We start from the raw sequence: 22277 nt of genomic DNA, 5'->3' as shown, positions 1-22277 counted from the left end.
GAAAAAATCATGATCATCCTGCATCATCTTAATCAATCACGCTCAAAGCGGATTATCTGGTTACTGGAAGAATTGGGCCTCGACTATCAAATTGTCGCTTATCAACGGGATAAAGCGACGTTTCTCGCACCGCCCGAACTAAAAACCGTACACCCTCTCGGTAAATCACCTGTCCTTGAAGATGATGGACTGATCGTTACTGAATCGGGGGCGATCACCGATTATTTAATTGACAAATACGGCCGACAATTTGCTCCGCAACGTGGCAGTGTTGATTACGTTCACTATCAACAATGGCTGCACTTTGCTGAAAGTTCTGCAATTTTACCGTTATTATTACAGATGTTTGTCGCAAAAGATGGTTGTCAAACCAACTTTTTAAAAGGCTATGCTGATCACGAAGCAGCGCAAGTAATGCGCTATTTTGACCAATCTTTAGTCGATAAAACCTATTTGGTCGCCGAGCAACTCACAGGGGCTGATATCATGATGTCATTTATTGCAGAGATCTTGGTCAAAGATGGTGTCATCGAACACTATCCAAATATTGCGCGTTATTTGCGTCAGTTGGCCACACACCCCGCTTATCAAAAAGCCAATCAACTCGAAGCGCAATACGCTTAGTCTTAGGGTAATCATCAACATCGCACGGCATAAATTAATGCGGTGCGATTTATCGATACTCGCTGATTTCTCGCCTATCCGCTCGACAATCGACTAAGCTAAGGATATCCGTAACAAGCTATTGAGAGCCGTCCTTAATGCATGAAAATTCGATATTAGAAAACCACATACCGCAACCTTATTCTAAGCCCCTCATGCCGCTCTCTGAACTGATGTTAGCCTTAACTGCCGCACTCGATATGACGGAAGGGCAACCGCCAGAGCATTGTATTCGTTGCTGCTGGATTGGCATGCACATTGGCCAAGCGATTGGCCTAGATGAGACACAACACCACGATCTGTTTTTTACCTTATTACTCAAAGATGCGGGCTGTAGTAGTAACGCGGCGCGAATTTGTGAGTTATACATGACCGATGATCGTACATTTAAACGTAATTACAAAACCATCGGCACCAGCTTATCCAGCGCGATAAACTTTGTCATCAAACATGCAGGTGCTGGGCAAAGTTGGATAGAAAGGATCAGCACAACGCTGGATATATTGAAAAATGGCGGTGATTACGCACAAGAATTAATTCAAACTCGCTGCACGCGAGGCGCTGACATTGCTCGTGAGCTGCGCTTATCTGAACCGGTTGCGCTAGGTATCCACAGTTTAGATGAACATTGGGATGGCAAGGGCAGACCCGAACAATTGCAGCAAGAACAAATTCCACTTTACTCTCGTATCGCCCTACTCTCTCAAGTGGTGGACGTATTTCAATATCAACACAATCTCTCAACCGCTTTACAAGAAGTGCAATCACGCAGTGGTCAATGGTTTGACCCAGCGTTAGTGGATACTCTGGTCTCTATTGCTAAAACTGAATCGTTTGTTGATGGGCTCAAAGCGCAAGATATACGCCAACGTATAATGGCAATGGCTCCGGCTCAAGCGAATATTTATCTCGATGATGATTATTTCGATGATATTGTTAGTGCCTTTGGCAAAATTGTCGACGCGAAAAGTCCCTATACCGCCGATCACAGCCAACGCGTAGCGATATATGCTGATTTGATCGCCGAACAGCTAGGTATTGACCCGCTCCAACGTCGTTGGCTAAAACGCGCGGCTTTGCTGCATGACTTGGGTAAACTTGGGGTCAGTAATACCATTTTGGATAAACCCGATAAGCTCAACGATCAAGAATGGGAAGCCGTTAAAGCTCACGCCTCACTTACTGAACAAATCTTAATCAACATTTCAGCTTTCCGCTCTTTGGCAACCATTTCAGCCGCTCATCACGAGAAACTCGATGGGACCGGTTATCCGCGACAATTAGCAGGCGAAGAGATTTCACTAATGACTCGGATCATCACTACCGCTGACATCTTCGATGCGATTACCGCTGAAAGGCCATATCGCGGTGCGATTCCTATCCCTCAGGCACTAGCAATAATGCAAGACAACCTACACACCGCGATTGATGTGGATTGCTTTAATGCATTAACCATCGCGATTAAAAAACTGCCTGAGTGGCAATCAATCGATCTTTAATAAGACTATAAAGATGAACCGCCACGATTATCTAACCATCGTGGCGATCGGTATAACAAACCTAAGCGGCGCTGAGTAGTTTTTCTTGATGGGCAAGATACTCGTTATAAGTGCCTTGAAAGACTTGCAGGCGCTGATCTTTAATTTCAATAATCGACGTCGCCAAAGAAGATACGAACTCTCGGTCATGACTAACAAAAATCAAGGTACCTTTATAACCTTTTAGCGCCGTGTTTAGCGCTTCAATCGCTTCCATATCCATGTGGTTGGTTGGTTCATCCATGACTAAAACGTTGACGTCTAACATCATCAATTTACCAAACATTAAGCGGTTTTTTTCTCCACCGGAGCAGCTTTTGGCTTTTTTGTTGGCATCATCGGCACTAAACAGCAGACGCCCCAAAATACCACGTACAATCAGATCATCATGCTTTGCGGTGCGCCATTGTGAAATCCACTCAAAGACGGTTAAATCGTTATCAAAATCGGCGGTATTGTCTTGAGGACAATAACCGATGGAGGCATTTTCTGACCATTTGACTACGCCTTGCGTTTGAGCCAATTCACCGACTAAACAGCGCAATAAAGTACTTTTACCGACACCATTTTCACCAATTACCGCCAATCGAGTTCCCGCTTCTAGCAACAAGTTACCTTTTTCAAATAATGGCCCTTCATCGAAGGCATGCGCTAACTCTTGTAGCTCAAGGGCTTGGCGATGTAGTTTTTTCCCTTCACCAAAGGTAATATGTGGACTTACTCGGCTACTTGATTTCACTTCATCAAGCTTAATTTTATCCATTTTCTTGGCACGTGAACTGGCTTGCTTAGCTTTTGAAGCGTTGGCACCAAAACGGTTGACGAAATCTTGTAACTCGTTCAGCTCAGCGGTTTTTTTGGCATTCCCCGCTAGCAGTTGCTCACGAATCAAGCTTGATGCCTCTAAGAAATAATCATAATTACCCGGATAAATCCGCAGCTCACCATAATCAATATCAGCCATATGGGTACAGACGGCATTTAAGAAGTGGCGATCGTGAGAGATGATGATCATGGTACATTTACGCTGCTTCAACTCTTCTGCTAACCAGTTAATGGTATGAATGTCCAAGTTGTTGGTCGGCTCATCAAGCAATAAAATATCCGGGTTAGCAAACAGAGCTTGCGCTAATAAGACACGCAGTTTCCAACCAGGAGCGACTTGCTGCATCAAACCAAAATGCAACGATTCTTCAATACCTGCTTGCAGTAGAATATCTCCCGCGCGACTTTCCGCAGTATAACCATCCATCTCGGCAAATTCGCTTTCTAGCTCAGCGACTGCCATGCCATCGGCTTCACTCATTTCAGGTAATGCGTAAATTCGTTCACGTTCTTGTTTAATTTCCCACAGCTTACGATCGCCCATGATCACGGTATCAATCACGCTAAATTGCTCAAAGGCAAATTGATCTTGACTCAACACGCCGAGCTTCAAACCAGGCGTCATCGAAACGTTACCAGAGCTTGGTGTCAGCGCACCACTGAGGATCTTCATGAATGTCGACTTACCACATCCATTCGCACCGATTAACCCATAGCGGTTACCGTTGCCGAATTTAGCAGAAATGTTTTCAAATAAGGGTTCTGCACCAAATTGCATGGTGATGTTGGCAGTAGAGATCAAAGAAGTCTTCCTAGGTATGAATATGAACGAGCCGCTGGGTGACAACCGATAACGGTCACACACCAATTAATAGGTATTGATACCGTAATGATGCCCCGACATCGGACTAGCCATCGGTGAACATCATCAGGGTATAGATAGGCGGCGAATTATACAGGTTTATCACACAAATGATAGATATGAGAGATTAATCACAGAAGTCTTCCCATGGTGTAGCGTTAGATTCGCCAGTCCTCATCGGGATGCTCGGCTTGAGTTAAGTAGCTAAAAGCTTGAAATTGGCTGATAAAAATTTGCCCTGTGAAATGCTCTAAAAACGTTTAGCGTTGTATTTCATCCATCACGGGGCCTTTGACCTCAGACAAATGCATAGTAATACCCGATTGAGCAACACGCTCTGCGATTAAATGTAAACTTTCTAAGGCACTGCTATCGATACGATTGACGCCAGACAGCATCAACACCAAATGCTGAGTTTCAGGGTAGCTACCTAAATACTCTGGAATTTTATCTTCTAAATAACGGGCATTGGCAAAATATAAGCTTTCATCGATGCGTAAAGTTAATACCGTTTTGCTTTGCTTAACTTGAAAACGCTGCACATTACGAAAATGTTCACTACCTTCGATTAATCCCACCACCGCGATGTGCGGCTGACTGGTTCGCCATAAAAAAATCACTAATGAGAGCAGCACGCCAATGATGATCCCCCACTCAATATTGATAAAGAGCACTCCAACAATAGTACTTAACATCACCACACCATCGCTTTTTGCGGCGCGCCACGTAGTAAAAATGGTTTTAATATCAATCAAAGCCGATACTGCAACAATAATAATCGCCGCCAAAACCGCGTGAGGAAGATAGCTAAACAATGGGGTGAAATACAGTACCGTGATGCCGATCCCTATCGCGGTCAACATGCCCGCCAATGGTGTTTCCGCTCCCGCATCATAGTTAACCACTGAACGAGAAAGTCCCCCCGTAACCGGAAACCCGCCCTGTATCGCAGAGGCAATATTCGCCCCACCTAAAGCAATCAACTCTTGATTTGGTTCAATCCGTTGACGTCTTTTCGCCGCTAACGTTTGGCCAACCGACGCTGACTCAACAAACCCGACCACGCTGATCAGCAGCGCTGCAGGCAACAATTGAACCATTAAGTTGGTTTCCAACACCGGCATCACGAAACTTGGTAACCCCGTCGGAATAGCACCAACCACACTCACCCCTTGAGTATGGTGTGGAAAGTAATCAATGATCAATATGCTCGCGACCATGACCATCACCGGCAGTAATTTGGTGATATGGCCCGCCCACGATGCAGAGCAGCCAAGGTTTTGTAATAAGCAGGAGAAATAACGTCGGCCAAGCACCAATAGTACTAAACTCCCCAGCCCCAGCCATAAGGTCGGATAGTGTACAGCAGCCAACACTTCATTGAGCGAGCCATCGGCTACTGGTAAGCCCAGTAACTTAGGTAATTGCCCCCAAATAATCACAACGCCAGAGGCAGTCATAAAACCGGACAGTACCGAATGACTTAAAAACGTCGTTAAAAACCCTAAACGAAACACCGCCATGATTAACAGCATCAGCCCAGATAAAAACGCTAGCGTCGCCGCAGCCGTTACATAAGCGTGTGTCCCAACATCATGTAAAGGCGCAATCGCTTCTGCCGTCATTAACGAAATCACCGCAACCGGCCCAACAGCCAACGTTTTGCTGGTCCCCAACAGGGTGTAAGCCACCAGCGGTAAAATACTGGCATATAGGCCATAAACTGGAGGTAAACCAGCCACAATCGCATAAGCTAAACTTTGTGACACCAGCATCAAGGTGACAATGATCGCCGCCACTCCGTCTTTGCTGGCAGCCTGACGAGTGTATTCCGGCAACCAAGTCACGATGGGCAGATATTGACGCCAAGCTAGCTTCATTGGCTGATTCCTATTTACTTTAATTTCAACTCACCGCGCTTGTGCTTAACGCTGAGCAAATCGCTCGTCGAGACCATCAAGCTTAAAGCCTTGCTTGGTAGCAACCTGCAAACGCTCACTGAATATCGCGCTATCTTGACTTGCCAATGACCACAACATACTAGAACGGGTTCCCGTGCGACAAAAAGCTAAGATAGGTTGAGGGAGCGTCTGTAACAATTCACCAAATTGATGGATCTGAGCTTCGCTAATTTGGCCACCCACCACGGGTAAATGAACATAAACTAAACCAAGCTGATCGGCATGTTGTTCAATCACTTGATTCAATGGCTGGCCACTTTCTTCGCCATCGGGCCGATTATTGATCACCGATTTAAAGCCTAAACCAGCGATCTGTTCGATATCACTTGGCTCAATTTGCGGTGCAACGGTCAGTTGTGGGGTTAATGTAATCAATGTCAACATCAGACTATCCTTGTTAGTTAAACTTTATTAAGCGGAATTTTTAGATACTGAACACCATTGTCTTCAGCCGGAGGTAATACGCCAGCACGCATATTGACCTGAACCGAGGGCAAGATCAAAGTCGGCATCGATAAAGTCGCATCCCGAGCTTGACGCATGGCGACAAACGCAGCTTCTTCCACGCCATGACCAACATGAATATTATGCACACGCTCTTCACCAATCGTGGTTTGGAAAAGAAACTCTTCTCGCCCCGGCGCTGTGTAGTCATGGCACATAAATACGCGCGTTTCATCGGGTAAAGTGAACAGTTTTTGAATGGAGTGATAGAGCGTTTTGGCATCCCCGCCCGGAAAATCACAACGCGCGGTACCGTAATCAGGCATAAACAGCGTATCACCAACAAAAGCACTGTCACCAATCAGGTAAGTCATACACGCTGGTGTGTGTCCCGGAGTATGAATCGCTTTGGCCTGAAGGTTACCTACCGTGAATGACTCCTGATCGGTAAATAAATGATCAAACTGGCTGCCATCTGCGGCAAAATCCTGTTCTGCGTTAAACAACTTTCCAAAGGTATCTTGAACCACGGTAATCTGTTGACCTATCGCCAGTTTACCGCCCAGTCGTTGCTTGAGGTAAGGCGCGGCACTTAAGTGATCGGCATGGACATGGGTTTCTAAAATCCACTCCACTGATAAGCCTTGTTGTTCAACAAAGGCGACCACTTTATCGGCGGACTCATAAGATGTTCTGCCTGATGCTGGTTGGTAATCCAGCACAGAGTCGATGATTGCACATTTCGATGAACTCGGGTCGACCACCACGTAACTGTAAGTAAACGTGTTAGCATCAAAAAATTCATGAACATTAGGTTTCATTACAATCCCCCACCACAATGATTAGCAAATACTTATTTAGATTAAACTAATTCATAACCGCGCGTTTTGCCAGTGATACGAGTAAAATTTGTCCATTTACTGTTACTTCATCGATTTCCACGCCCAAATCGCCGCAGCAATCACCATACTCATCCCTGCGCCTAAATACAGTGTTTCAATACTGGCACCCACTTCCACCAAATGCTCAAGGAAAAGAATGATCATGATCACCACCGCCACTTGCAATAAAGTGATTTTTAAATCATGAAAATTTCTAATCGCGAGGGCAGAAAGAAAGGGACTCGCCTCCAAAGCTGATGGGCGAATAAAAAGACGATATAAACTGGCGGCAATGATTTGAAAGGTAATCGCAATCAGTGAGATATCTAAGACTTTTAGCAACCTCACCGCCAACATTTTGCCTTGAGTAACGCCAGATGGAATTCCGCCCCACAAATTACTGACAATACCGAACATAATCGACAGCACAACGAGATATAAGATCACCGCAGCAACAAAACTGGTCACGATAACCGCTAACACTAAAAATCGACTACTACCAAATAAACGATCCATCATAATGATTACTCTTTTTAACCCAGAGATAAGCAGCTCAGGTACATAAAACCGCTGTTTTTAAACTTACGTTGATAAGCAACTTATAATCTATCATAGCTGATCACTCGATGGGGAAAGCCAATGACGACCTTTGTGAGCATCGCAGCATCCCCCATCAAAAGTAAGTACAACGCCAGTCTTTTACCCATTACGCATCACTAAAAATAATCATTGTCATCAAGCCTTAACGGTTTATTCACATAAAAGTCACCTTTCCCTTCTACCGTGTACCAACTTGTTTAAGGACGACAACCTGAGGTTTTATCATGAAATTGTTAGCTCAATGCGTCGCACTGGCGTTAATCGCAACGCCACTTGCTCACGCACAATTCTCGCTCGATTCACGCTATAAAGATAATGATGGTGATCTGGTCGCCGATATCCCCAGTAATGCGTCAGCTTGGGTGAACCCATCAACATTGATTTTTGCTTATACGCCCGTCGAAGATCCCGCGGTTTATGCGGATGTCTGGAAACCATTTTTAGACCATATGGCTAAAGTGACTGGCAAACGAGTTCAATTTTTTCCGGTCAATTCTAACGCCGCACAAATTGAAGCCATGCGTTCAGGACGTTTACACATCGCTGGATTTAACACAGGTTCAAACCCATTAGCCGTCGCGTGCGCGGGTTTTCGTCCTTTTGCGATGATGGCCAGAGAAGACGGCAGCTACGGTTATGAAATGGAAATCATTACCTACCCAAGCTCTGGAATTGAAAAGATTGAAGATCTGCGTGGTCGCACCTTGGCATTTACTGCAGAAACCTCTAACTCGGGATTTAAAGCGCCACAAGCGTTACTTGAAGCGAGTTATCAATTAACCGCAGGAAAAGATTATACCCCCGCCTTCTCGGGTGCTCACGATAACTCCATTTTAGGCGTGGTTAACCGCGACTATGATGCTGCTGCCATTGCCAATTCTGTTGCCAAGCGCATGGTCGCAAGAAACGTGATTAACCCAGACAGCTATAACACGATCTTTAAATCGGAAAGTTTCCCAACCACAGGTTATGGCGTGGTTTACAACCTACACCCTGATTTACAACAAAAAATCCGTCAAGCCTTTTTCAGTTTTGATTGGAAAGGTACAGCGATGGAAAAAGAATTCTCTCAGTCGGGTGAAGCACAATTTATCCCTATTACCTTTAAAGAACACTGGTCTGTGGTGCGTGAAATCGATCAAGCCATGGGGGTTCAATACACCTGTCGTTAACCCTTAAACGCCAGATGATACTGATCATCTGGCGCTTTTTATCATCAAGGAGTGGATTCATGCTGACCATCAATGGATTAACCAAAACTTACCCAACGGGCGATAAGGCCCTCAATAACGTTTCATTCAGTGTGCCTAAAGGGCAAGTTGTTGGCTTAATTGGCCCTTCAGGAGCTGGGAAATCAACCTTAATTCGCTGTATTAATCGCTTAGTCGAGCCCAGTGACGGGCAAATTATTTTAAATGACTTAACGGTCAATCAACTTTCTCAAACTCAGTTACGACAAGCAAGACGAAAAATTGGCATGATCTTTCAAGAATATGCCCTCGTTGATCGCTTAACGGTGATGGAGAACGTCCTCTCGGGACGATTAGGTTATGTCTCGTTTTGGCGCAGTTTTTGGCGACAATACCCCGAACAAGACATCAGCAACGCTTATCGTCTACTGGATCGTGTGGGCTTACTTCAACATGCTGACAAAAGAGCCGATGCATTATCTGGCGGACAACGCCAACGGGTAGGTATTGCTCGTGCTCTAGCTCAAGATCCAGAACTGCTGTTGATTGACGAGCCAACCGCGAGCTTAGATCCTAAAACCAGTCGCCAAGTGATGCGTTTATTGGTTGAAATGTGCAACGAACGTGGCTTACCAGCGATCATTAATATTCATGATGTGGTCCTCGCTCAGCAGTTTACCGACCGAATTATTGGCTTAAAAGCCGGTGAGGTGGTGTTCGATGGATCTCCACAGCAGCTAACAGAAAGTGTATTGACTCGAATTTACGGTGAAGAGGATTGGACCAGCATGCGCCAGCCAGAATCATCCCTTGACACAGAACTGGCCTCTCAAGCTCATCGTTCATTGGTGAATGCATGAACCCAGTACCTTATTCAACTCAATGGCGCAAACCGCCACAGATCATTAAAAGTCGCGTTTGGCGATGGGTGATTACTCTTTTGTGCCTAATCTATTTATGGTTCGCGATTGGCAGTATAGATATTAACTGGCTAAGGATTTACGAAGGATTAGAACGGGCACAGCGCTTTATTGGTGGATTCTTACAGCCTGATTTTTCCACTCGCTGGCGAGATATTTCCGCTGGAATGATCGAAAGTTTAACCATGACTTTAACTTCCACTGTGGTGGGTATTGCTTTAGCGATTCCGGTTGGACTTGGCGCAGCTCGCAACTTAAGTCCAACTTGGGTTTATATGATTTGTCGCGCTTTTATTGCTCTTAGTCGCTCTTTACAAGAAATTATCGTCGCAATCTTTTTCGTCGCTTTATTTGGCTTTGGTGCTTTTGCTGGCTTTTTGACCTTAACTTTCGCCACGATTGGTTTTATCGGTAAATTACTGGCAGAAGAAATTGAGGGCATCGACCCCGCCCCTATTGAGGCGATTAAAGCCACTGGCGCATCATGGTTACAGTGGATTAATTATGCTATTCAGCCACAGGTGTTACCGCGCCTACTTGGGTTGTGCTTATACCGACTCGATATTAACTTTCGTGAGAGTGCCGTAATCGGCATTGTTGGAGCCGGTGGCATTGGCGCAACACTCAATACCTCTCTCTCGCGCTACGAATATGACAGTGCTGGCGCCATTCTCTTACTGATTATTGCGATTGTAATGCTCAGTGAATATGCTTCAGGCTATCTACGGAAATACGTGAAATGAATCCTCTCAACTCAAGCCTAACTTGGCAATATCGTACGCCAAAGACTCAATTGTTACTTTGGGTTGGTTGGATGTTACTGCTGGCTTTGTTTATTTATTGCTGGAATATCATGACAGAACATACCATGTGGGTGTTCGTCTACGATGCTCCTCAAGCCGCTGCTGATTTAATAGACAGAGCCTTTCCTCCCCGTTGGTCTTATATGGAGCGCTTATGGTCGCCATTGTGGGACACGCTCAATATGGCAACCTTAGGTACGTTACTGGGCGTCATTCTGGCTACGCCACTGGCTTTTTTAGCCGCCAGTAATACCACGCCCTCTAGTGTATTGGTGAGACCAATTGCTTTGTTTGTCATTGTCGCCTCTCGCTCAATTAACTCTTTGATCTGGGCACTGCTACTGGTTTCGATTCTTGGCCCTGGTCTACTGGCTGGCATTTTAGCCATTGCACTGCGATCCATCGGTTTTGTCGGCAAATTATTGTATGAAGCCATTGAAGAGACCGAACTGACTCAAATTGAAGCAATAACCGCCACGGGGGCAAGTCAAGCGCAGGTTTTAAATTATGCGATTGTGCCGCAAGTATTACCTACGTTTTTTGGGATCAGTGTTTTTCGTTGGGATATTAATATTCGCGAAAGTGCGATCTTAGGTTTAGTTGGAGCGGGTGGCATCGGCATGCAATTGCAATCGAGTTTAAATGTCCTCGCTTGGCCTCAAGTCACCTTGATTATTTTAGTCATCTTGGCAACGGTCGTCGTAAGTGAATGGATCTCTGCCAAGGTCCGTCAAGCAGTGATTTAATGGGGTTAGCTCTTAATATTCAACGTTAGGGCAATAACAAAGTGGAGAGCTCTTCTCCACTTTGTTGTCTTTATCCGACTCAATAACAACCGATATAAACTCGGTTGTTATACTTTAAAACGCTGTAACTGCTCATCCAATTGGTTAGCACTATCAGCCAGATGCTGGCTTTGTTCAGCCAAATCTTGCGCCGATTGGCTAATATGATCAGCCGACAGATTAATATGACTGACATTGCTGTTCATCTCTTCAGCTACGGTATCTTGCTGCTCTGCCGCGGTGGCAATTTGGGTCACCATGTCATTCGCTCGAGTCAGTTCTGTCACCATCTGTTTTAACATTTGCTTAGTTTCGGTTGCGGTTTGAACATTTTCTGTCACACGACTATGACACTGCTTCATCGCTTGTGACGCACTGCCCGCTCTGGCAATTAAGGACTCGATGGTTTGCTGAATTTGATGCGTCGATTGCTGAGTACGGCCAGCCAAATGACGCACTTCATCAGCAACCACCGCAAAGCCGCGACCTTGCTCTCCTGCCCGTGCGGCTTCAATCGCCGCATTTAAGGCCAATAAGTTAGTTTGTTCAGAGATGGCTTGAATCACATCAACAATTTCATTGATCCCCGCGACATCATTCCGCAGCGCTTCAACCAATTGATCGGTTTGCTCGGCATTTTGCGCCACATCGCGAATGGTCGCATTCATTTCATTCATGGCGGTCGCTAACTGCTCCAATTGCATGCGCTGCGATTGGGTACTGGTTGCGGTCTCCTCACTGGCCGAAGCGATTGACGACGCCATCTCAGCGGCATTCATCGCTGACTGCTTGGCGGTAATTAAAGCTTGATGGGTACTTTCGATCATTGAATTTATCGAACGCCCTAAACTAGCAATCTCATCCCGTCCTTTAGGATTAAAACGCACCGTCATATCCCCTTGCGCTGCCCGCTGTACTTTGGTGACAAACAGAGCCAGAGGGTCGGTAATGTTTTTACCGATAATGCTCGAAAACAGTAAAGTAATCACCACGCCCGCCAAAGCAAAGCCAACATAAAATAAGGCATTGTGATACACCGTTTGATTGATATCGTTAACGATAACGCCGGTGCCAATGACCCAATTCCAACCATTGGCTTGTGCAACATAGGAAATTTTGTCCTCAATCGGACCACTCGGTGGCACAAAAGTGTATTCGACAAACCCAGCGCCTTGACGTTGAACAACCTGTGCCATTTGTTGCCAATGAAAACGACCAGCACCATCACGTACCTGACTCATATCTTGATTGGTCATTTCTGGGCGCAGAGGATGCAGTACTAGACGAGCATTAGCCGTCATCACCCAAAAATAGTTACCATTGTCATATCGGAGTGACTTGATCGCTTCGATCGCTCGTTGCTTAGCTTCTTCTTCACCAATTCTTGGTGCTAAACGAGCATAATAATCAACTAAACTGACCACTGATTGGACTTGATTTTCAACACTTTGTTGGCGTTCTTGAAAGGCCATTTCTCGTAACTTACTTACCCCGTAGAGGCTGATAAGCACAATAATGGCCAGAGAAATGAGTTCGATCACCAAGATTTTCTGACGAACGTTGAGGGCTCTAAGTATCTTTAACATAGTGTATTCCTAGCGCAAGCGTAATGACGGGCATTTTTGCCTCTGTATGATGATTCCATCCTGATTCTTTGTGATATTCATCCAAGAACCGGAGCTTACTATGGAAAACATTTACCGCTTATGCAACAGGACCATTATTTTTATGTGGATTTATTCTAACTTTCACGCAACAAACCTTAAACGTCCTCATCAATCAATGGTGAATCACCGCGCGATAACGCCTTTATGGGGTTGAACAACGTGCAGGCGGGCTTTTTCTTTTACTGATCGTCGACCTTTTCTTGGTTTTAAATGCAGGTCGCTTAACCGGCGGTAAAGCTCGCAACGAGGCGGGGACAGGTTGTTGTTTCACTTGCTCTATCCATTGGCTAATTTGTCGCTCAAGATCTTCAATAAAGGGTTGATAAGCTTGACCTCTTTCTGCCATCGCTTGCAGTTGATGCTCCCAATGAGCGGTCATATCAGGATAAGTGGCTTGCAGCGGTAGCGCCTCCACCAGTCCTTTGCCAGCCGGAGTACTTTTTATCTGTTTTCCTTCTCGTGTCAGTAATTGACGCTTGAATAACGTATCTAAGATGCCAGCTCGAGTGGCTTCAGTGCCTAACCCATCGGTCTCACGAAGAATTTTCTTAAGCTCTTTATCTTCAACAAAGCGGGCGATCCCCGTCATCGCTTGCAATAACGTTGCCTCAGTAAAATAACGCGGCGGTTCGGTCTGGCAAGTTTTCATCTCTCCTTCGCGACAGATCAACGATGTCCCCTTTGGTAGCGGCGGCACAGTATCAATTCCATCCTCCGGTTGCTCTTGTTGGCCTATGACACTTTTCCAGCCTGCGAACACCAATTGTCTGCCTTTAGCAATAAAGGTTCCTCCTGCAATGGTAAATACGAGTTTAGCTTCAGCGTATACTGCGGGAGGATAAAATTGCAGTACGTACTGGCGAGCAATTAACTGATAAATATTCTGCTCAGCAGCAGAAAGTCCATGTACAGCACTTTGCTTAGGGGTAGGAATAATCGCATGATGCGCATCAACTTTACTGTCGTTCCACGCTTTAGAACGGAATGTACGGTCTGCACCGGCGACCGCAGTTTGTAATGGCTGAAGATTATGAGCAATCGCCGTCAGTATCGTATCCGCCTGAGTTAAATGTTCTTTAGGTAAATAACGACTGTCGGAACGTGGATAAGTGATTAACTTGTATTTTTCATACAGTGACTGACAAATATCTAATACTTGTTGAGCACTCAAACCATAGCGCTTGGCAGCATCAATTTGTAAGGCCGATAATGAATAAGGCAGTGGTGCTGCTTGCTTAGTTTGCGTTTGTTCTGACGCCACAACAATCGCAGGCTGATGTTGAATACGACGGGCAACATTTTCAACCAAAGCGCGGTTTAACACTCGTCCCTCTTCATCTTGCCAAGGCTGGCAGGCGTCACTAGGCTGCCAGCGAGCTCGAATATCAAACTCATGCCCTTCGACTTGATAAGGGATCAATGCGTGTAAGGTAAAATAATCATGGGCGACAAAATGGGCTATCTCGGCATCACGACGGACCACCAAACCCAGTATAGGTGTTTGCACTCGACCAACGGATAATACTCCTTGATAACCCGCTTTTTGTCCAAGCAAGGTATAAGCACGAGACATATTCATACCGTATAACCAGTCAGCCCGAGAGCGTGCTAAGGCTGAAATCGACAATGGAATAAATTCACGATTACTGCGCATTGTTGAAAGTGCGCGTTTCACCGCAGGCAAATTGAGATCGCTGATCAGTAAACGTTGAATGGTTTGCTGCTTTTGTTTAGAGACCTGACAATAATCGATAACCTCATCAACCAACAGTTGACCTTCGCGATCTGGATCGCCAGCATGGACAATTTCTTGGCTACTTTTTAGTAACTTACGCACTACGACCAATTGTTGACTCGCCATTTTCCGCGGCTTCAATTGCCACTTTTCGGGTAGGATGGGTAAATCAGCCAAATTCCACTTTTTGTATCGCGGATCATAGCTGTCCGGTTCCACTTGCTCCAGTAAATGACCAATACACCAAGTCACCTTATCGCCATTGGCACATTCAATAAAACCTTGCTGCTTTTTATGGGGCTTGGGCAACGCATCAGCAATGGCTCGGGCTAAACTGGGTTTTTCAGCAATGAATAAGCGGCTCATAACAGTCTAAAATCAGAATCGAGTAGGAGGCGGGATCACTCCCGCCGTCCTCTCACACCACCGTACAAGCGTGGATCGCATACGGCGGTTCCGAATAGATTTTCAATGTTTCATACCCTTCCAACAATGAGTATAACCCCAACTCTTCCAACCGTTTGTTGGGTAAAGCCTGATTGACTTGGGGCGTCCGTGAGAGTTTCCACCATCCTTTATCTGAACCTGCGACTTTCCATGCATTAGGTTTGGCGACTCCTAAACTAATCAGCCACATCGCTATGCTGTATTTCCGCTTTTTCTGTTTTAGACGGTAGCACCGCAGTCGGCGTCTTATCCAACTGTCTAGGTGACTCATCGATGACGGCCTTAAGCCCAGTTTAAAGTAGTTCTGCCAACCTCGTAGATACGTCGATAGTTCCTTGATGATTGCCGGGAACGTTCGTCCTCTATTTCGTTTGGTGACTTGTCGCACTCGTTTCTTCATTTGATGCATGGCGTCATCACTGATACCTATCACACCATCATCGTTGAAGCGGTGTCCCAAGTAGCTACGCTCACTCACTCTGGTCGCCGCACTTTTCTCACGGTTTACCCGTAATTTAAGCGTCTGCTCCAAGAACTCCGTAACCGAGGTTTTCACCCGTTGCGCTGCTGCTTCACTACCTACGTAGATTTGGCAATCGTCTGCGTATCGGCAGAACTTATGACCTCTACGTTCTAACTCTTTATCAAGCTCATCCAATACGATATTAGAGAGCAGCGGCGACAGAGGACCTCCTTGTGGGGTTCCTCTTTGTCTTCGCTCTATCACTCCATTTCGCATCAGACCACTTTGTAGATATTTCCTGATCAGTTTCAGCACCCGTTTATCCGCGATATCTTGAGACAGCCGATACATCAGTCTGTCGTGATTGACGGTATCGAAGTACTTCTCCAGATCTATATCGACTACATATCCCCGCCCTTCTCGAATGTATTCACTCGCTTTCGACAAAGCATGATGAGCACTCCTTCTTGGTCTGAACCCGAAGCTGCTCTTTGAGAACTTCGGCTCATACAACTGTGTCAGGAGCTGTGCCATCGCTTGTTGTACGATGCGATCCTGAACGGTTGGGATACCCAGTTGGCGTACTCCACCTTTTGGCTTGGGGATTTCTACACCCAGAACGGGAGACGGTTGGTAACTTCCATCCAGTAAAGACTGGCGAAGTTGCTGCCCATTATCCAACTGGCGAAGCTTTTCCAAGGTCGCTGTGATCGTCAGTCTATCTACCCCACCGCACCCCTTGTTGCGCTTCACCTGTTTGGTCGCAGCGTTTAAATTACCCGGACTGAACATCTGTTCGAGTAATCGAGTGGTGTCCATCAAGACTCGTCCTTCTTTCTATGCCAAATCAGCTTGTTACGCTTCGTTTCCGTCAGTTCCACTTTTGGCTTCACCAATCGGAACGTAGAGATGGGTCGCATCGTTACTGTTACTCCACTGATTTGAATATCTGGCGACTGCTTCTTGACCTATTCAGTTCCGGCCTTCCCTTAAGTTGTACTTCCTCAAGGTACTATGCCTTCTGCTGACTCCTTATTACCCATCAGCATCCATCACTGGCTGCTTAGTTTCGTCCGAAACAGATAATAAGATAATAAGATCTCCCGAGGTAAGACGTTGTTCTTTCTCGTGGTCATGCCTGATTTACTGCATCGCACTTCTCGTCGAGTCGTTGGGCTATTCTATCTATTGCTAGGTTACCCAAGTCGACACAGCCTACTATCAGATTTCTGTTCGTCATCACCACGTTTTGCCATTTGCTTCCTTCAGATTTCACCTCACGATGAACACCCTTGCATAGGCTAACGGTTCCCGCTCGACTGAGCCCGTAGAGGACTTTCACCTCCTAGATCAACGCCATGCTCGGCGCACAAAAATTAGGGCCACATTAACCAATGTGACCCTAAAAAATCAAGCTAAACTGTTTTTTTATACAGTATTACACTTCATCTGTCGCGTTACGTGCGGCCGCTTCTTTAATTAATGGCTGTAGTTCACCTTTTTGGAACATTTCCAAAATAATGTCACAACCACCAATCAATTCACCTTCAACCCATAACTGGGGAAAAGTAGGCCACTGAGCATAAACCGGTAGCTCTGCGCGAATATCTGGATTTTGTAAGATATCGACGTAGGCAAATTTTTCACCGCACGCCATTAGTGCTTGAGCGGCTTGCGAAGAGAAACCACAGCTTGGCAGTTTAGGTGACCCTTTCATATAAAGAAGAATTGGGTTTTCGGCAAGTTGCTGTTTAATTTTATCGATGGTTTCCATTGCTTCCTCTTAATGGATGGCTAAGTTAATCCCTTCCATTCTAAATCATTAAGAGAGAATAAAAAGCACATTCTGTTTATGGATTTAGCAGAGTAAGTATCAAGTGATCGCGGTATATTGACTTAACTGAACTTTTTCTTTCACTTGGGGTGTTAATAAAGTAAAAACTTGCTAAAATACATAGCAAGTCAGTTTTATCGACTCCATTACAATAACACTGGAAGCAATCAAAGAAGTGTCTACATCAGTCGTGGGCCGTAACCTGTATTTGACCTCGTCTGCTTAGTCGTTTCTTTCCTCTCAACAACGGAGAATTGAACAATGGCATTTGAACTACCAGCACTACCTTACGCAAAAGATGCGCTACAACCGCACATTTCAGCAGAGACTTTGGATTACCACCACGGTAAACACCATAATACTTATGTCGTAAAATTGAATGGTCTGATCCCGGGTACAGAGTTTGAAGGCAAATCTCTCGAAGAGATCATCAAAACGTCAACGGGCGGTATTTTTAATAATGCGGCACAGGTATGGAACCACACTTTCTACTGGCACTGCCTATCTCCAAACGGCGGTGGTGAGCCAACAGGCGCAGTGGCAGAAACCATCAATGCAGCCTTCGGTTCATTTGCTGAGTTTAAAGCCAAATTTACTGATTCTGCGATCAACAATTTCGGTTCTTCGTGGACTTGGCTAGTGAAAAAAGCAGACGGTTCATTGGCGATTATCAATACTTCTAACGCAGCAACACCAATCACTGAGGAGGGAGTTACGCCTTTATTGACCGTTGATCTGTGGGAACATGCTTACTACATTGATTATCGTAACCTCCGCCCAGACTACATGAATGGCTTCTGGGCTCTAGTCAACTGGGAATTCGTTGCACAAAACCTAGCGAAATAATCTCGCTGACCAGCTGATGAGAGTCAAATAACGCTCAACAGCCGATAAGCCTACCTAAAATAAGGTAGGCTTTTTTATTAAAGTTTTTTCTTCATGTGCCGTTATTAATGGTGCATTGAGGAGAAACCATGCAAGTACATACATTAGATAAAGCCGGAATAATTAATGAGTTACAGCTCGGAACAGGGGTCAACCAAGCGGTACAGCAAGGTCGTCATGCCGATTTCGCTCTATTCATGGCACTCTTCTCTAATGACGTTCGCGATACCACGCCCACCGAGCCGATCACCACTCACCGTACGACTGAAGATCAGCTACGTCAACGCTTTGAACTGCCAGCATGCCAAGCACTACGCAATGATCAAAGCTCTTACGCTATTTCGGCTCAGCAAGCAAAACTGTTTCACTCTGGCGGCATGGCGAGCGCCAAACTGTCGCACTATTTGCAACCTGAAGTGCTCACCTACCTCCCCGAAGACACTGAAAATTTCCCAGAAGACGTGTATTTAAATCTCTCTGGGCATGACCGCCGTCATCTCGCACAGCAAGAGAACAAGACGTTGATGATAATGGATTTATATCCTCAGCTTAATCACGCCCTTAGGCAAGATCAACTACGAGCTCAGGTATAGGATATATCTCGACGACGCTGAAAATAGCGAATCATCGTTCAAAAAGGTTTATCTTTTTATTCCCCAAAAGCCAACCGCCCCTAGAGCAGCTGTGTATATTTTTGCTTAAGCCTTGTCACCGAATGTGAATAAGCGCAAAGAAAAAACGATTACTTTTCGAACAACTGGGTTTATTTGAAGCAATTCACACCATCATATCAAACCGTCAACCATGCTTAACGTACTCGATGGTCACGGCACCTCCAAGGAAGGCACACAATGAAAATTAAAAGTGCATTAATTTTAATAACTTCGGCTAATTCGTTACTGGGCAGCACGCTGGCGATGCATTTTGCTCGTTTGGGGGCTAATGTCATATTATGCGATACCGATCATAGTGCTTTAGTCACCACCTGGCAGCATTGCTACGCGATCAGTCATCGTGTTCATTACTACACTTTACCCGACCGCTCTCCAACGAGTATTCATCTGTTATTTGATTATATTGAAACCACCTACCACTCAGCCCCGGACGTGTTAATCAATCATTGGCCAAGCGTCAGTTTTCCTTCTTTGGTGGATGAACAGCCTACAGAGCGTTTTATTCAGCAATTGGCCAATATGGCCTCTTCCCTCTTTACTTTTGGGCAAACTTGCTCAGAAAGGATGCGTCAACATCAAGCAAAAGGGGTGATTGTTAATCTCGTCTGGCACAATACCACACAACAACAAGCCGGAATGGAAAATACCAATTCTATGGTTGCCGGCTTTACCCAAAGTTGGGCCAGAGAGTTAACGCCCTATAATATTCGCGTCGGTGGCGTGATCCCGATGGCGGGAGCCAATCATCACAATCTACATTGGGCTGAAATTCAAGATGAGCTTATACGTAATACCGAATACATTGTGACTAATGACTATTTCAGTGGACGAGTCATGTCAGCATGATGGCAAAGAGAGAATAGAAATAGAAAGTGCAGGTCACTTTAGAGTCAAGTGGCCTGCACTCATTGGATGTCTAGTATCAAGAAAAACTAGAATCCGCCGTCGAGGTAATCATCAAGGAAATCTTCTTGATCGGTGTCGTAATGTTCTGTGTCTCGTTCAGCTTTAAAGTCACGACGTTGTAAATAAACTTCTCGCGTTAATGCGTAAGGATCAGGAGAACGCTGTAGCATGGCTTCTTGAGGCACTAAAGCGGCACGGGTTTCCATTCCTTGAACCGCCCATTTACCAATACTTCCCCAAATATTCAAATACGCAAGAGGAACATACCAACCATCAACCGTATCCGCCACTTCCCGCACAGTATAGGGTCCATAACCCGGTACCATTAAGTATGGTCCGTTACCGACACCGTAATAACCTATCGCATCACCAAATTGTTTGTCATCATGCTTACGAATTCCGGCTTCTGAGGCGATATCAATCAAACCTAAAAGCCCAAAAGTACTGTTTAACCAAAAACGGTTAAAATGATCGAGCGCTTTTTCGCCATTCCCCATGATCAGGTTATTAACCATACTGGCTGGCTCATCTAAATTGGATAAGAAATTCGCTAAACCGCGTCTTAATGGTGACGGGACATAATCGACATAAACCAGTGAAACAGGACGAGCTAGGTAGGGATCTAGGTAATCGTAGTTAATTTTCCACATCGCGCGATTAAACCCCTCTAAAGGGTCATTAGGATGTGATTCATTATGTGCATTTTCAGGTACCGAGCTACATCCGGCCAGTACCAGCATCAATAAAAGCATTGCTATCCGTAACAAACGGCTGGGCATGGTCATAATCCAATTGGTGAAAAGTCATTGCGACATTGCTCGACTTTTACAATATAAAAATAGGGTGAATATAACAATATGAGCCTTAAAATATCATATTATCGTCGAATTTGTCTTATTGATGTAACCAGAATATTAACGCTCGGTCATCAGTAAACAAAAAGCGTCGATTGCTATTAATCATTTTCAGTAACCAATAAAAATGATTAATGAGTTATTCAAAACCGTTGATACTAACACAGCATCCCAGAGACAAAATAGAATTAGCGCTAAACTCGTTATTAACCTGAACATTATCGATGAAAAAACGGCCAAAATCCCGCCTATGAGACGATAGTAAGCAAAATTCTTATAATGGTTTACGAAAATAAAAGCCAAAAGAAAGTGTAACACTCTCATTTGGCTTTTATTTAAAGAGAAGATTTACGAGTCGGTCTTTTACCCGTATTAGAAGCAGGCATGCGCCCTTCCGGATCGCTACTTAAAGGTGGAATAGATTCTTTACCGGCCAACTTTTTTTGCAATGATAACATTAATTCCGCTTCGGCTTTAGGTAACTCACACTCTTCGATAAGCTCATCAATGTCAGCGCCTAACTTGACCATTTTACTTGCCCGACTGTATAGGCGGGCATCGGTATCAACATTTTCTAACTGCTTAAGACGCTCACTTAAGTGAACGATGATCTCTTGTTGCCCTGTGACTTTTTGCCCAAGGCCGATTGCAGCAGAACGCACTTCTAACAACTGCTTGGTGGCTTTTTGCAACTCTTTATCAAGCTGGCGAACTTGTTGACGAAAATAATCGCCTTGGCGAGTTAATGAACGGCGCAAAAACCACAACCCAAGCGTTAATAGTACAACAATGAACGCCGCTCCCCCTGCAAGGACAGAAGGCGTAAAGTGTAAGAAATCACTCATTAGAGATGAGCCATATCGTCCCACTCTTCTTGCGATAGCAGTTTATTGAGATCAACCAAAATAAGCAGTTTTCCATCACGATTACTCACGCCTTGGATAAACTTAGAACTCTCTTCTGTACCGACACTTGGCGTGGTATCAATTTCCGATGAACGTAAGTAAACCACCTCAGCAACGCTATCGACTAAGATACCAATCACTTGACGCTCAGATTCAATGACAATGATTCGTGTATTGTCGGTGATTTCACCTTGCATCAGACCAAAACGTGAACGTGTATCAATAACGGTGACAACATTACCACGTAGGTTAATAATTCCTAAAACATAGTCAGGCGACCCTGGGACGGGTGCGATCTCGGTGTAACGTAACACTTCGCGGACTTGCATCACATTGACGCCATAAGTCTCTTCTTCCAATTGAAATGTTACCCACTGAAGCACTTCATCATTTGAGTGTTCTTTTCTCACTTCTACTTCAGACATACCTTTTCCT

At 45.1% G+C, this 22277-nt stretch carries 21 protein-coding genes; 9 read left to right on the top strand and 12 right to left on the bottom strand.

Going from position 1 to position 22277, the window contains the following annotated elements:
- The first annotated feature begins 9 nt into the window (after positions 1-9).
- Together VIB_RS04720 and VIB_RS04715 are read left to right on the top strand one after the other, a co-directional pair.
- Complete coding sequence (locus VIB_RS04720; protein WP_004394842.1) at positions 10-624, top strand: glutathione S-transferase family protein; 615 nt, start codon at positions 10-12, stop codon at positions 622-624.
- 137 nt (positions 625-761) lie between these two features.
- Positions 762-2162, top strand: a complete 1401-nt coding sequence (locus VIB_RS04715) for an HD-GYP domain-containing protein (protein WP_004394841.1) — start codon at positions 762-764, stop codon at positions 2160-2162.
- A 61-nt stretch (positions 2163-2223) separates the two neighbouring features.
- On the opposite strand, the gene VIB_RS04710 is transcribed toward VIB_RS04715, so the two are convergent.
- The 5 genes from VIB_RS04710 to VIB_RS04690 all read right to left on the bottom strand — a co-directional run bounded on the left by VIB_RS04710 (position 2224) and on the right by VIB_RS04690 (position 7693).
- A complete protein-coding gene (locus tag VIB_RS04710) occupies positions 2224-3828 on the bottom strand; it encodes an ABC-F family ATPase (protein WP_004394840.1) in 1605 nt (534 codons plus the stop codon).
- A 320-nt stretch (positions 3829-4148) separates the two neighbouring features.
- On the bottom strand, positions 4149-5768 hold the full coding sequence (locus tag VIB_RS04705) for a SulP family inorganic anion transporter (RefSeq protein ID WP_004394839.1): 1620 nt from the start codon (positions 5766-5768) through the stop codon (positions 4149-4151).
- Positions 5769-5813: 45 nt separating this feature from the next.
- Positions 5814-6233: a protein tyrosine phosphatase family protein gene (locus VIB_RS04700; RefSeq protein WP_004394838.1), complete on the bottom strand. Its 420-nt coding sequence runs from the start codon at positions 6231-6233 to the stop codon at positions 5814-5816.
- A gap of 17 nt (positions 6234-6250) precedes the next feature.
- Entirely contained in the window at positions 6251-7114 is an 864-nt protein-coding gene (locus VIB_RS04695) for an MBL fold metallo-hydrolase (RefSeq protein WP_004394837.1), read from the bottom strand.
- Between the two features lie 102 nt (positions 7115-7216).
- Positions 7217-7693: a YqhA family protein gene (locus tag VIB_RS04690; protein ID WP_040904169.1), complete on the bottom strand. Its 477-nt coding sequence runs from the start codon at positions 7691-7693 to the stop codon at positions 7217-7219.
- Between the two features lie 305 nt (positions 7694-7998).
- On the opposite strand from VIB_RS04690, the gene phnD reads away from it, so the two are divergent.
- The 4 genes from phnD to phnE (VIB_RS04670) are packed head-to-tail and all read left to right on the top strand — an operon-like array spanning position 7999 to position 11433.
- Positions 7999-8946: a phosphate/phosphite/phosphonate ABC transporter substrate-binding protein gene (phnD, locus tag VIB_RS04685; RefSeq protein WP_004394835.1), complete on the top strand. Its 948-nt coding sequence runs from the start codon at positions 7999-8001 to the stop codon at positions 8944-8946.
- A gap of 59 nt (positions 8947-9005) precedes the next feature.
- Positions 9006-9824, top strand: a complete 819-nt coding sequence (phnC, locus tag VIB_RS04680) for a phosphonate ABC transporter ATP-binding protein (protein ID WP_004394834.1) — start codon at positions 9006-9008, stop codon at positions 9822-9824.
- A complete protein-coding gene (phnE, locus tag VIB_RS04675; RefSeq protein WP_004394833.1) occupies positions 9821-10627 on the top strand; it encodes a phosphonate ABC transporter, permease protein PhnE in 807 nt (268 codons plus the stop codon). The genes phnC and phnE (VIB_RS04675) overlap by 4 nt, the downstream gene beginning before the upstream one ends.
- A complete protein-coding gene (gene phnE / locus VIB_RS04670; protein ID WP_004394832.1) occupies positions 10624-11433 on the top strand; it encodes a phosphonate ABC transporter, permease protein PhnE in 810 nt (269 codons plus the stop codon). The genes phnE (VIB_RS04675) and phnE (VIB_RS04670) overlap by 4 nt, the downstream gene beginning before the upstream one ends.
- Positions 11434-11540: 107 nt before the next feature.
- Here phnE (VIB_RS04670) and VIB_RS04665 read toward each other — a convergent pair whose 3' ends face one another.
- From VIB_RS04665 to VIB_RS04645, 4 genes are all read right to left on the bottom strand, one after another.
- On the bottom strand, positions 11541-13058 hold the full coding sequence (locus VIB_RS04665; RefSeq protein ID WP_040904168.1) for a methyl-accepting chemotaxis protein: 1518 nt from the start codon (positions 13056-13058) through the stop codon (positions 11541-11543).
- 223 nt (positions 13059-13281) lie between these two features.
- Positions 13282-15240: a DNA topoisomerase III gene (locus tag VIB_RS04660; RefSeq protein ID WP_004394830.1), complete on the bottom strand. Its 1959-nt coding sequence runs from the start codon at positions 15238-15240 to the stop codon at positions 13282-13284.
- 52 nt (positions 15241-15292) lie between these two features.
- On the bottom strand, positions 15293-16603 hold the full coding sequence (gene ltrA, locus VIB_RS04655) for a group II intron reverse transcriptase/maturase (RefSeq protein ID WP_000381813.1): 1311 nt from the start codon (positions 16601-16603) through the stop codon (positions 15293-15295).
- A 619-nt stretch (positions 16604-17222) separates the two neighbouring features.
- On the bottom strand, positions 17223-17558 hold the full coding sequence (locus VIB_RS04645; protein WP_004394829.1) for a Grx4 family monothiol glutaredoxin: 336 nt from the start codon (positions 17556-17558) through the stop codon (positions 17223-17225).
- Positions 17559-17879: 321 nt separating this feature from the next.
- On the opposite strand from VIB_RS04645, the gene sodB reads away from it, so the two are divergent.
- The 3 genes from sodB (at position 17880) to VIB_RS04630 (ending at position 20023) form a co-directional block, all read left to right on the top strand.
- Positions 17880-18464: a superoxide dismutase [Fe] gene (gene sodB, locus VIB_RS04640; RefSeq protein WP_004394828.1), complete on the top strand. Its 585-nt coding sequence runs from the start codon at positions 17880-17882 to the stop codon at positions 18462-18464.
- Positions 18465-18592: 128 nt separating this feature from the next.
- Positions 18593-19096 carry a VC2046/SO_2500 family protein gene (locus VIB_RS04635; protein ID WP_004394827.1) on the top strand — a complete coding sequence of 168 codons (504 nt, stop codon included), beginning with the start codon at positions 18593-18595 and terminating at the stop codon, positions 19094-19096.
- 258 nt (positions 19097-19354) lie between these two features.
- On the top strand, positions 19355-20023 hold the full coding sequence (locus VIB_RS04630) for an SDR family oxidoreductase (RefSeq protein ID WP_004394826.1): 669 nt from the start codon (positions 19355-19357) through the stop codon (positions 20021-20023).
- Between the two features lie 86 nt (positions 20024-20109).
- Here the strand turns inward: VIB_RS04630 and VIB_RS04625 are convergent, their stop codons facing one another.
- The 3 genes from VIB_RS04625 to VIB_RS04615 all read right to left on the bottom strand — a co-directional run bounded on the left by VIB_RS04625 (position 20110) and on the right by VIB_RS04615 (position 22267).
- Entirely contained in the window at positions 20110-20862 is a 753-nt protein-coding gene (locus VIB_RS04625) for an MlaA family lipoprotein (RefSeq protein WP_004394825.1), read from the bottom strand.
- 410 nt (positions 20863-21272) lie between these two features.
- Positions 21273-21782 carry a DUF2802 domain-containing protein gene (locus tag VIB_RS04620; protein ID WP_040904167.1) on the bottom strand — a complete coding sequence of 170 codons (510 nt, stop codon included), beginning with the start codon at positions 21780-21782 and terminating at the stop codon, positions 21273-21275.
- Entirely contained in the window at positions 21782-22267 is a 486-nt protein-coding gene (locus tag VIB_RS04615; RefSeq protein WP_004394823.1) for a chemotaxis protein CheW, read from the bottom strand. Before VIB_RS04615 ends, VIB_RS04620 begins: the two co-directional genes overlap by 1 nt.
- Positions 22268-22277 lie beyond the last annotated feature (10 nt).

Source organism: Vibrio metschnikovii CIP 69.14 (assembly GCF_000176155.1).
Lineage (GTDB): Bacteria > Pseudomonadota > Gammaproteobacteria > Enterobacterales > Vibrionaceae > Vibrio > Vibrio metschnikovii.
Note: the sequence above shows the minus strand (reverse complement) of the source record. Positions and strands in the feature narration are given on the sequence as shown.

What these genes read in the sequence shown, in the direction of transcription:
- VIB_RS04720 (WP_004394842.1), top strand. Translation starts at nt 10, where the DNA reads ATGATCATCCTGCATCATCTTAATCAATCACGCTCAAAGCGGATTATC.
- VIB_RS04715 (WP_004394841.1), top strand. Translation starts at nt 762, where the DNA reads ATGCATGAAAATTCGATATTAGAAAACCACATACCGCAACCTTATTCT.
- VIB_RS04705 (WP_004394839.1), bottom strand. Translation starts at nt 5,768, where the DNA reads ATGAAGCTAGCTTGGCGTCAATATCTGCCCATCGTGACTTGGTTGCCG.
- VIB_RS04700 (WP_004394838.1), bottom strand. Translation starts at nt 6,233, where the DNA reads ATGTTGACATTGATTACATTAACCCCACAACTGACCGTTGCACCGCAA.
- VIB_RS04695 (WP_004394837.1), bottom strand. Translation starts at nt 7,114, where the DNA reads ATGAAACCTAATGTTCATGAATTTTTTGATGCTAACACGTTTACTTAC.
- VIB_RS04690 (WP_040904169.1), bottom strand. Translation starts at nt 7,693, where the DNA reads ATGATGGATCGTTTATTTGGTAGTAGTCGATTTTTAGTGTTAGCGGTT.
- phnD (WP_004394835.1), top strand. Translation starts at nt 7,999, where the DNA reads ATGAAATTGTTAGCTCAATGCGTCGCACTGGCGTTAATCGCAACGCCA.
- phnC (WP_004394834.1), top strand. Translation starts at nt 9,006, where the DNA reads ATGCTGACCATCAATGGATTAACCAAAACTTACCCAACGGGCGATAAG.
- phnE (WP_004394833.1), top strand. Translation starts at nt 9,821, where the DNA reads ATGAACCCAGTACCTTATTCAACTCAATGGCGCAAACCGCCACAGATC.
- phnE (WP_004394832.1), top strand. Translation starts at nt 10,624, where the DNA reads ATGAATCCTCTCAACTCAAGCCTAACTTGGCAATATCGTACGCCAAAG.
- VIB_RS04665 (WP_040904168.1), bottom strand. Translation starts at nt 13,058, where the DNA reads ATGTTAAAGATACTTAGAGCCCTCAACGTTCGTCAGAAAATCTTGGTG.
- VIB_RS04660 (WP_004394830.1), bottom strand. Translation starts at nt 15,240, where the DNA reads ATGAGCCGCTTATTCATTGCTGAAAAACCCAGTTTAGCCCGAGCCATT.
- ltrA (WP_000381813.1), bottom strand. Translation starts at nt 16,603, where the DNA reads ATGGACACCACTCGATTACTCGAACAGATGTTCAGTCCGGGTAATTTA.
- VIB_RS04645 (WP_004394829.1), bottom strand. Translation starts at nt 17,558, where the DNA reads ATGGAAACCATCGATAAAATTAAACAGCAACTTGCCGAAAACCCAATT.
- sodB (WP_004394828.1), top strand. Translation starts at nt 17,880, where the DNA reads ATGGCATTTGAACTACCAGCACTACCTTACGCAAAAGATGCGCTACAA.
- VIB_RS04635 (WP_004394827.1), top strand. Translation starts at nt 18,593, where the DNA reads ATGCAAGTACATACATTAGATAAAGCCGGAATAATTAATGAGTTACAG.
- VIB_RS04630 (WP_004394826.1), top strand. Translation starts at nt 19,355, where the DNA reads ATGAAAATTAAAAGTGCATTAATTTTAATAACTTCGGCTAATTCGTTA.
- VIB_RS04625 (WP_004394825.1), bottom strand. Translation starts at nt 20,862, where the DNA reads ATGCCCAGCCGTTTGTTACGGATAGCAATGCTTTTATTGATGCTGGTA.
- VIB_RS04620 (WP_040904167.1), bottom strand. Translation starts at nt 21,782, where the DNA reads ATGAGTGATTTCTTACACTTTACGCCTTCTGTCCTTGCAGGGGGAGCG.
- VIB_RS04615 (WP_004394823.1), bottom strand. Translation starts at nt 22,267, where the DNA reads ATGTCTGAAGTAGAAGTGAGAAAAGAACACTCAAATGATGAAGTGCTT.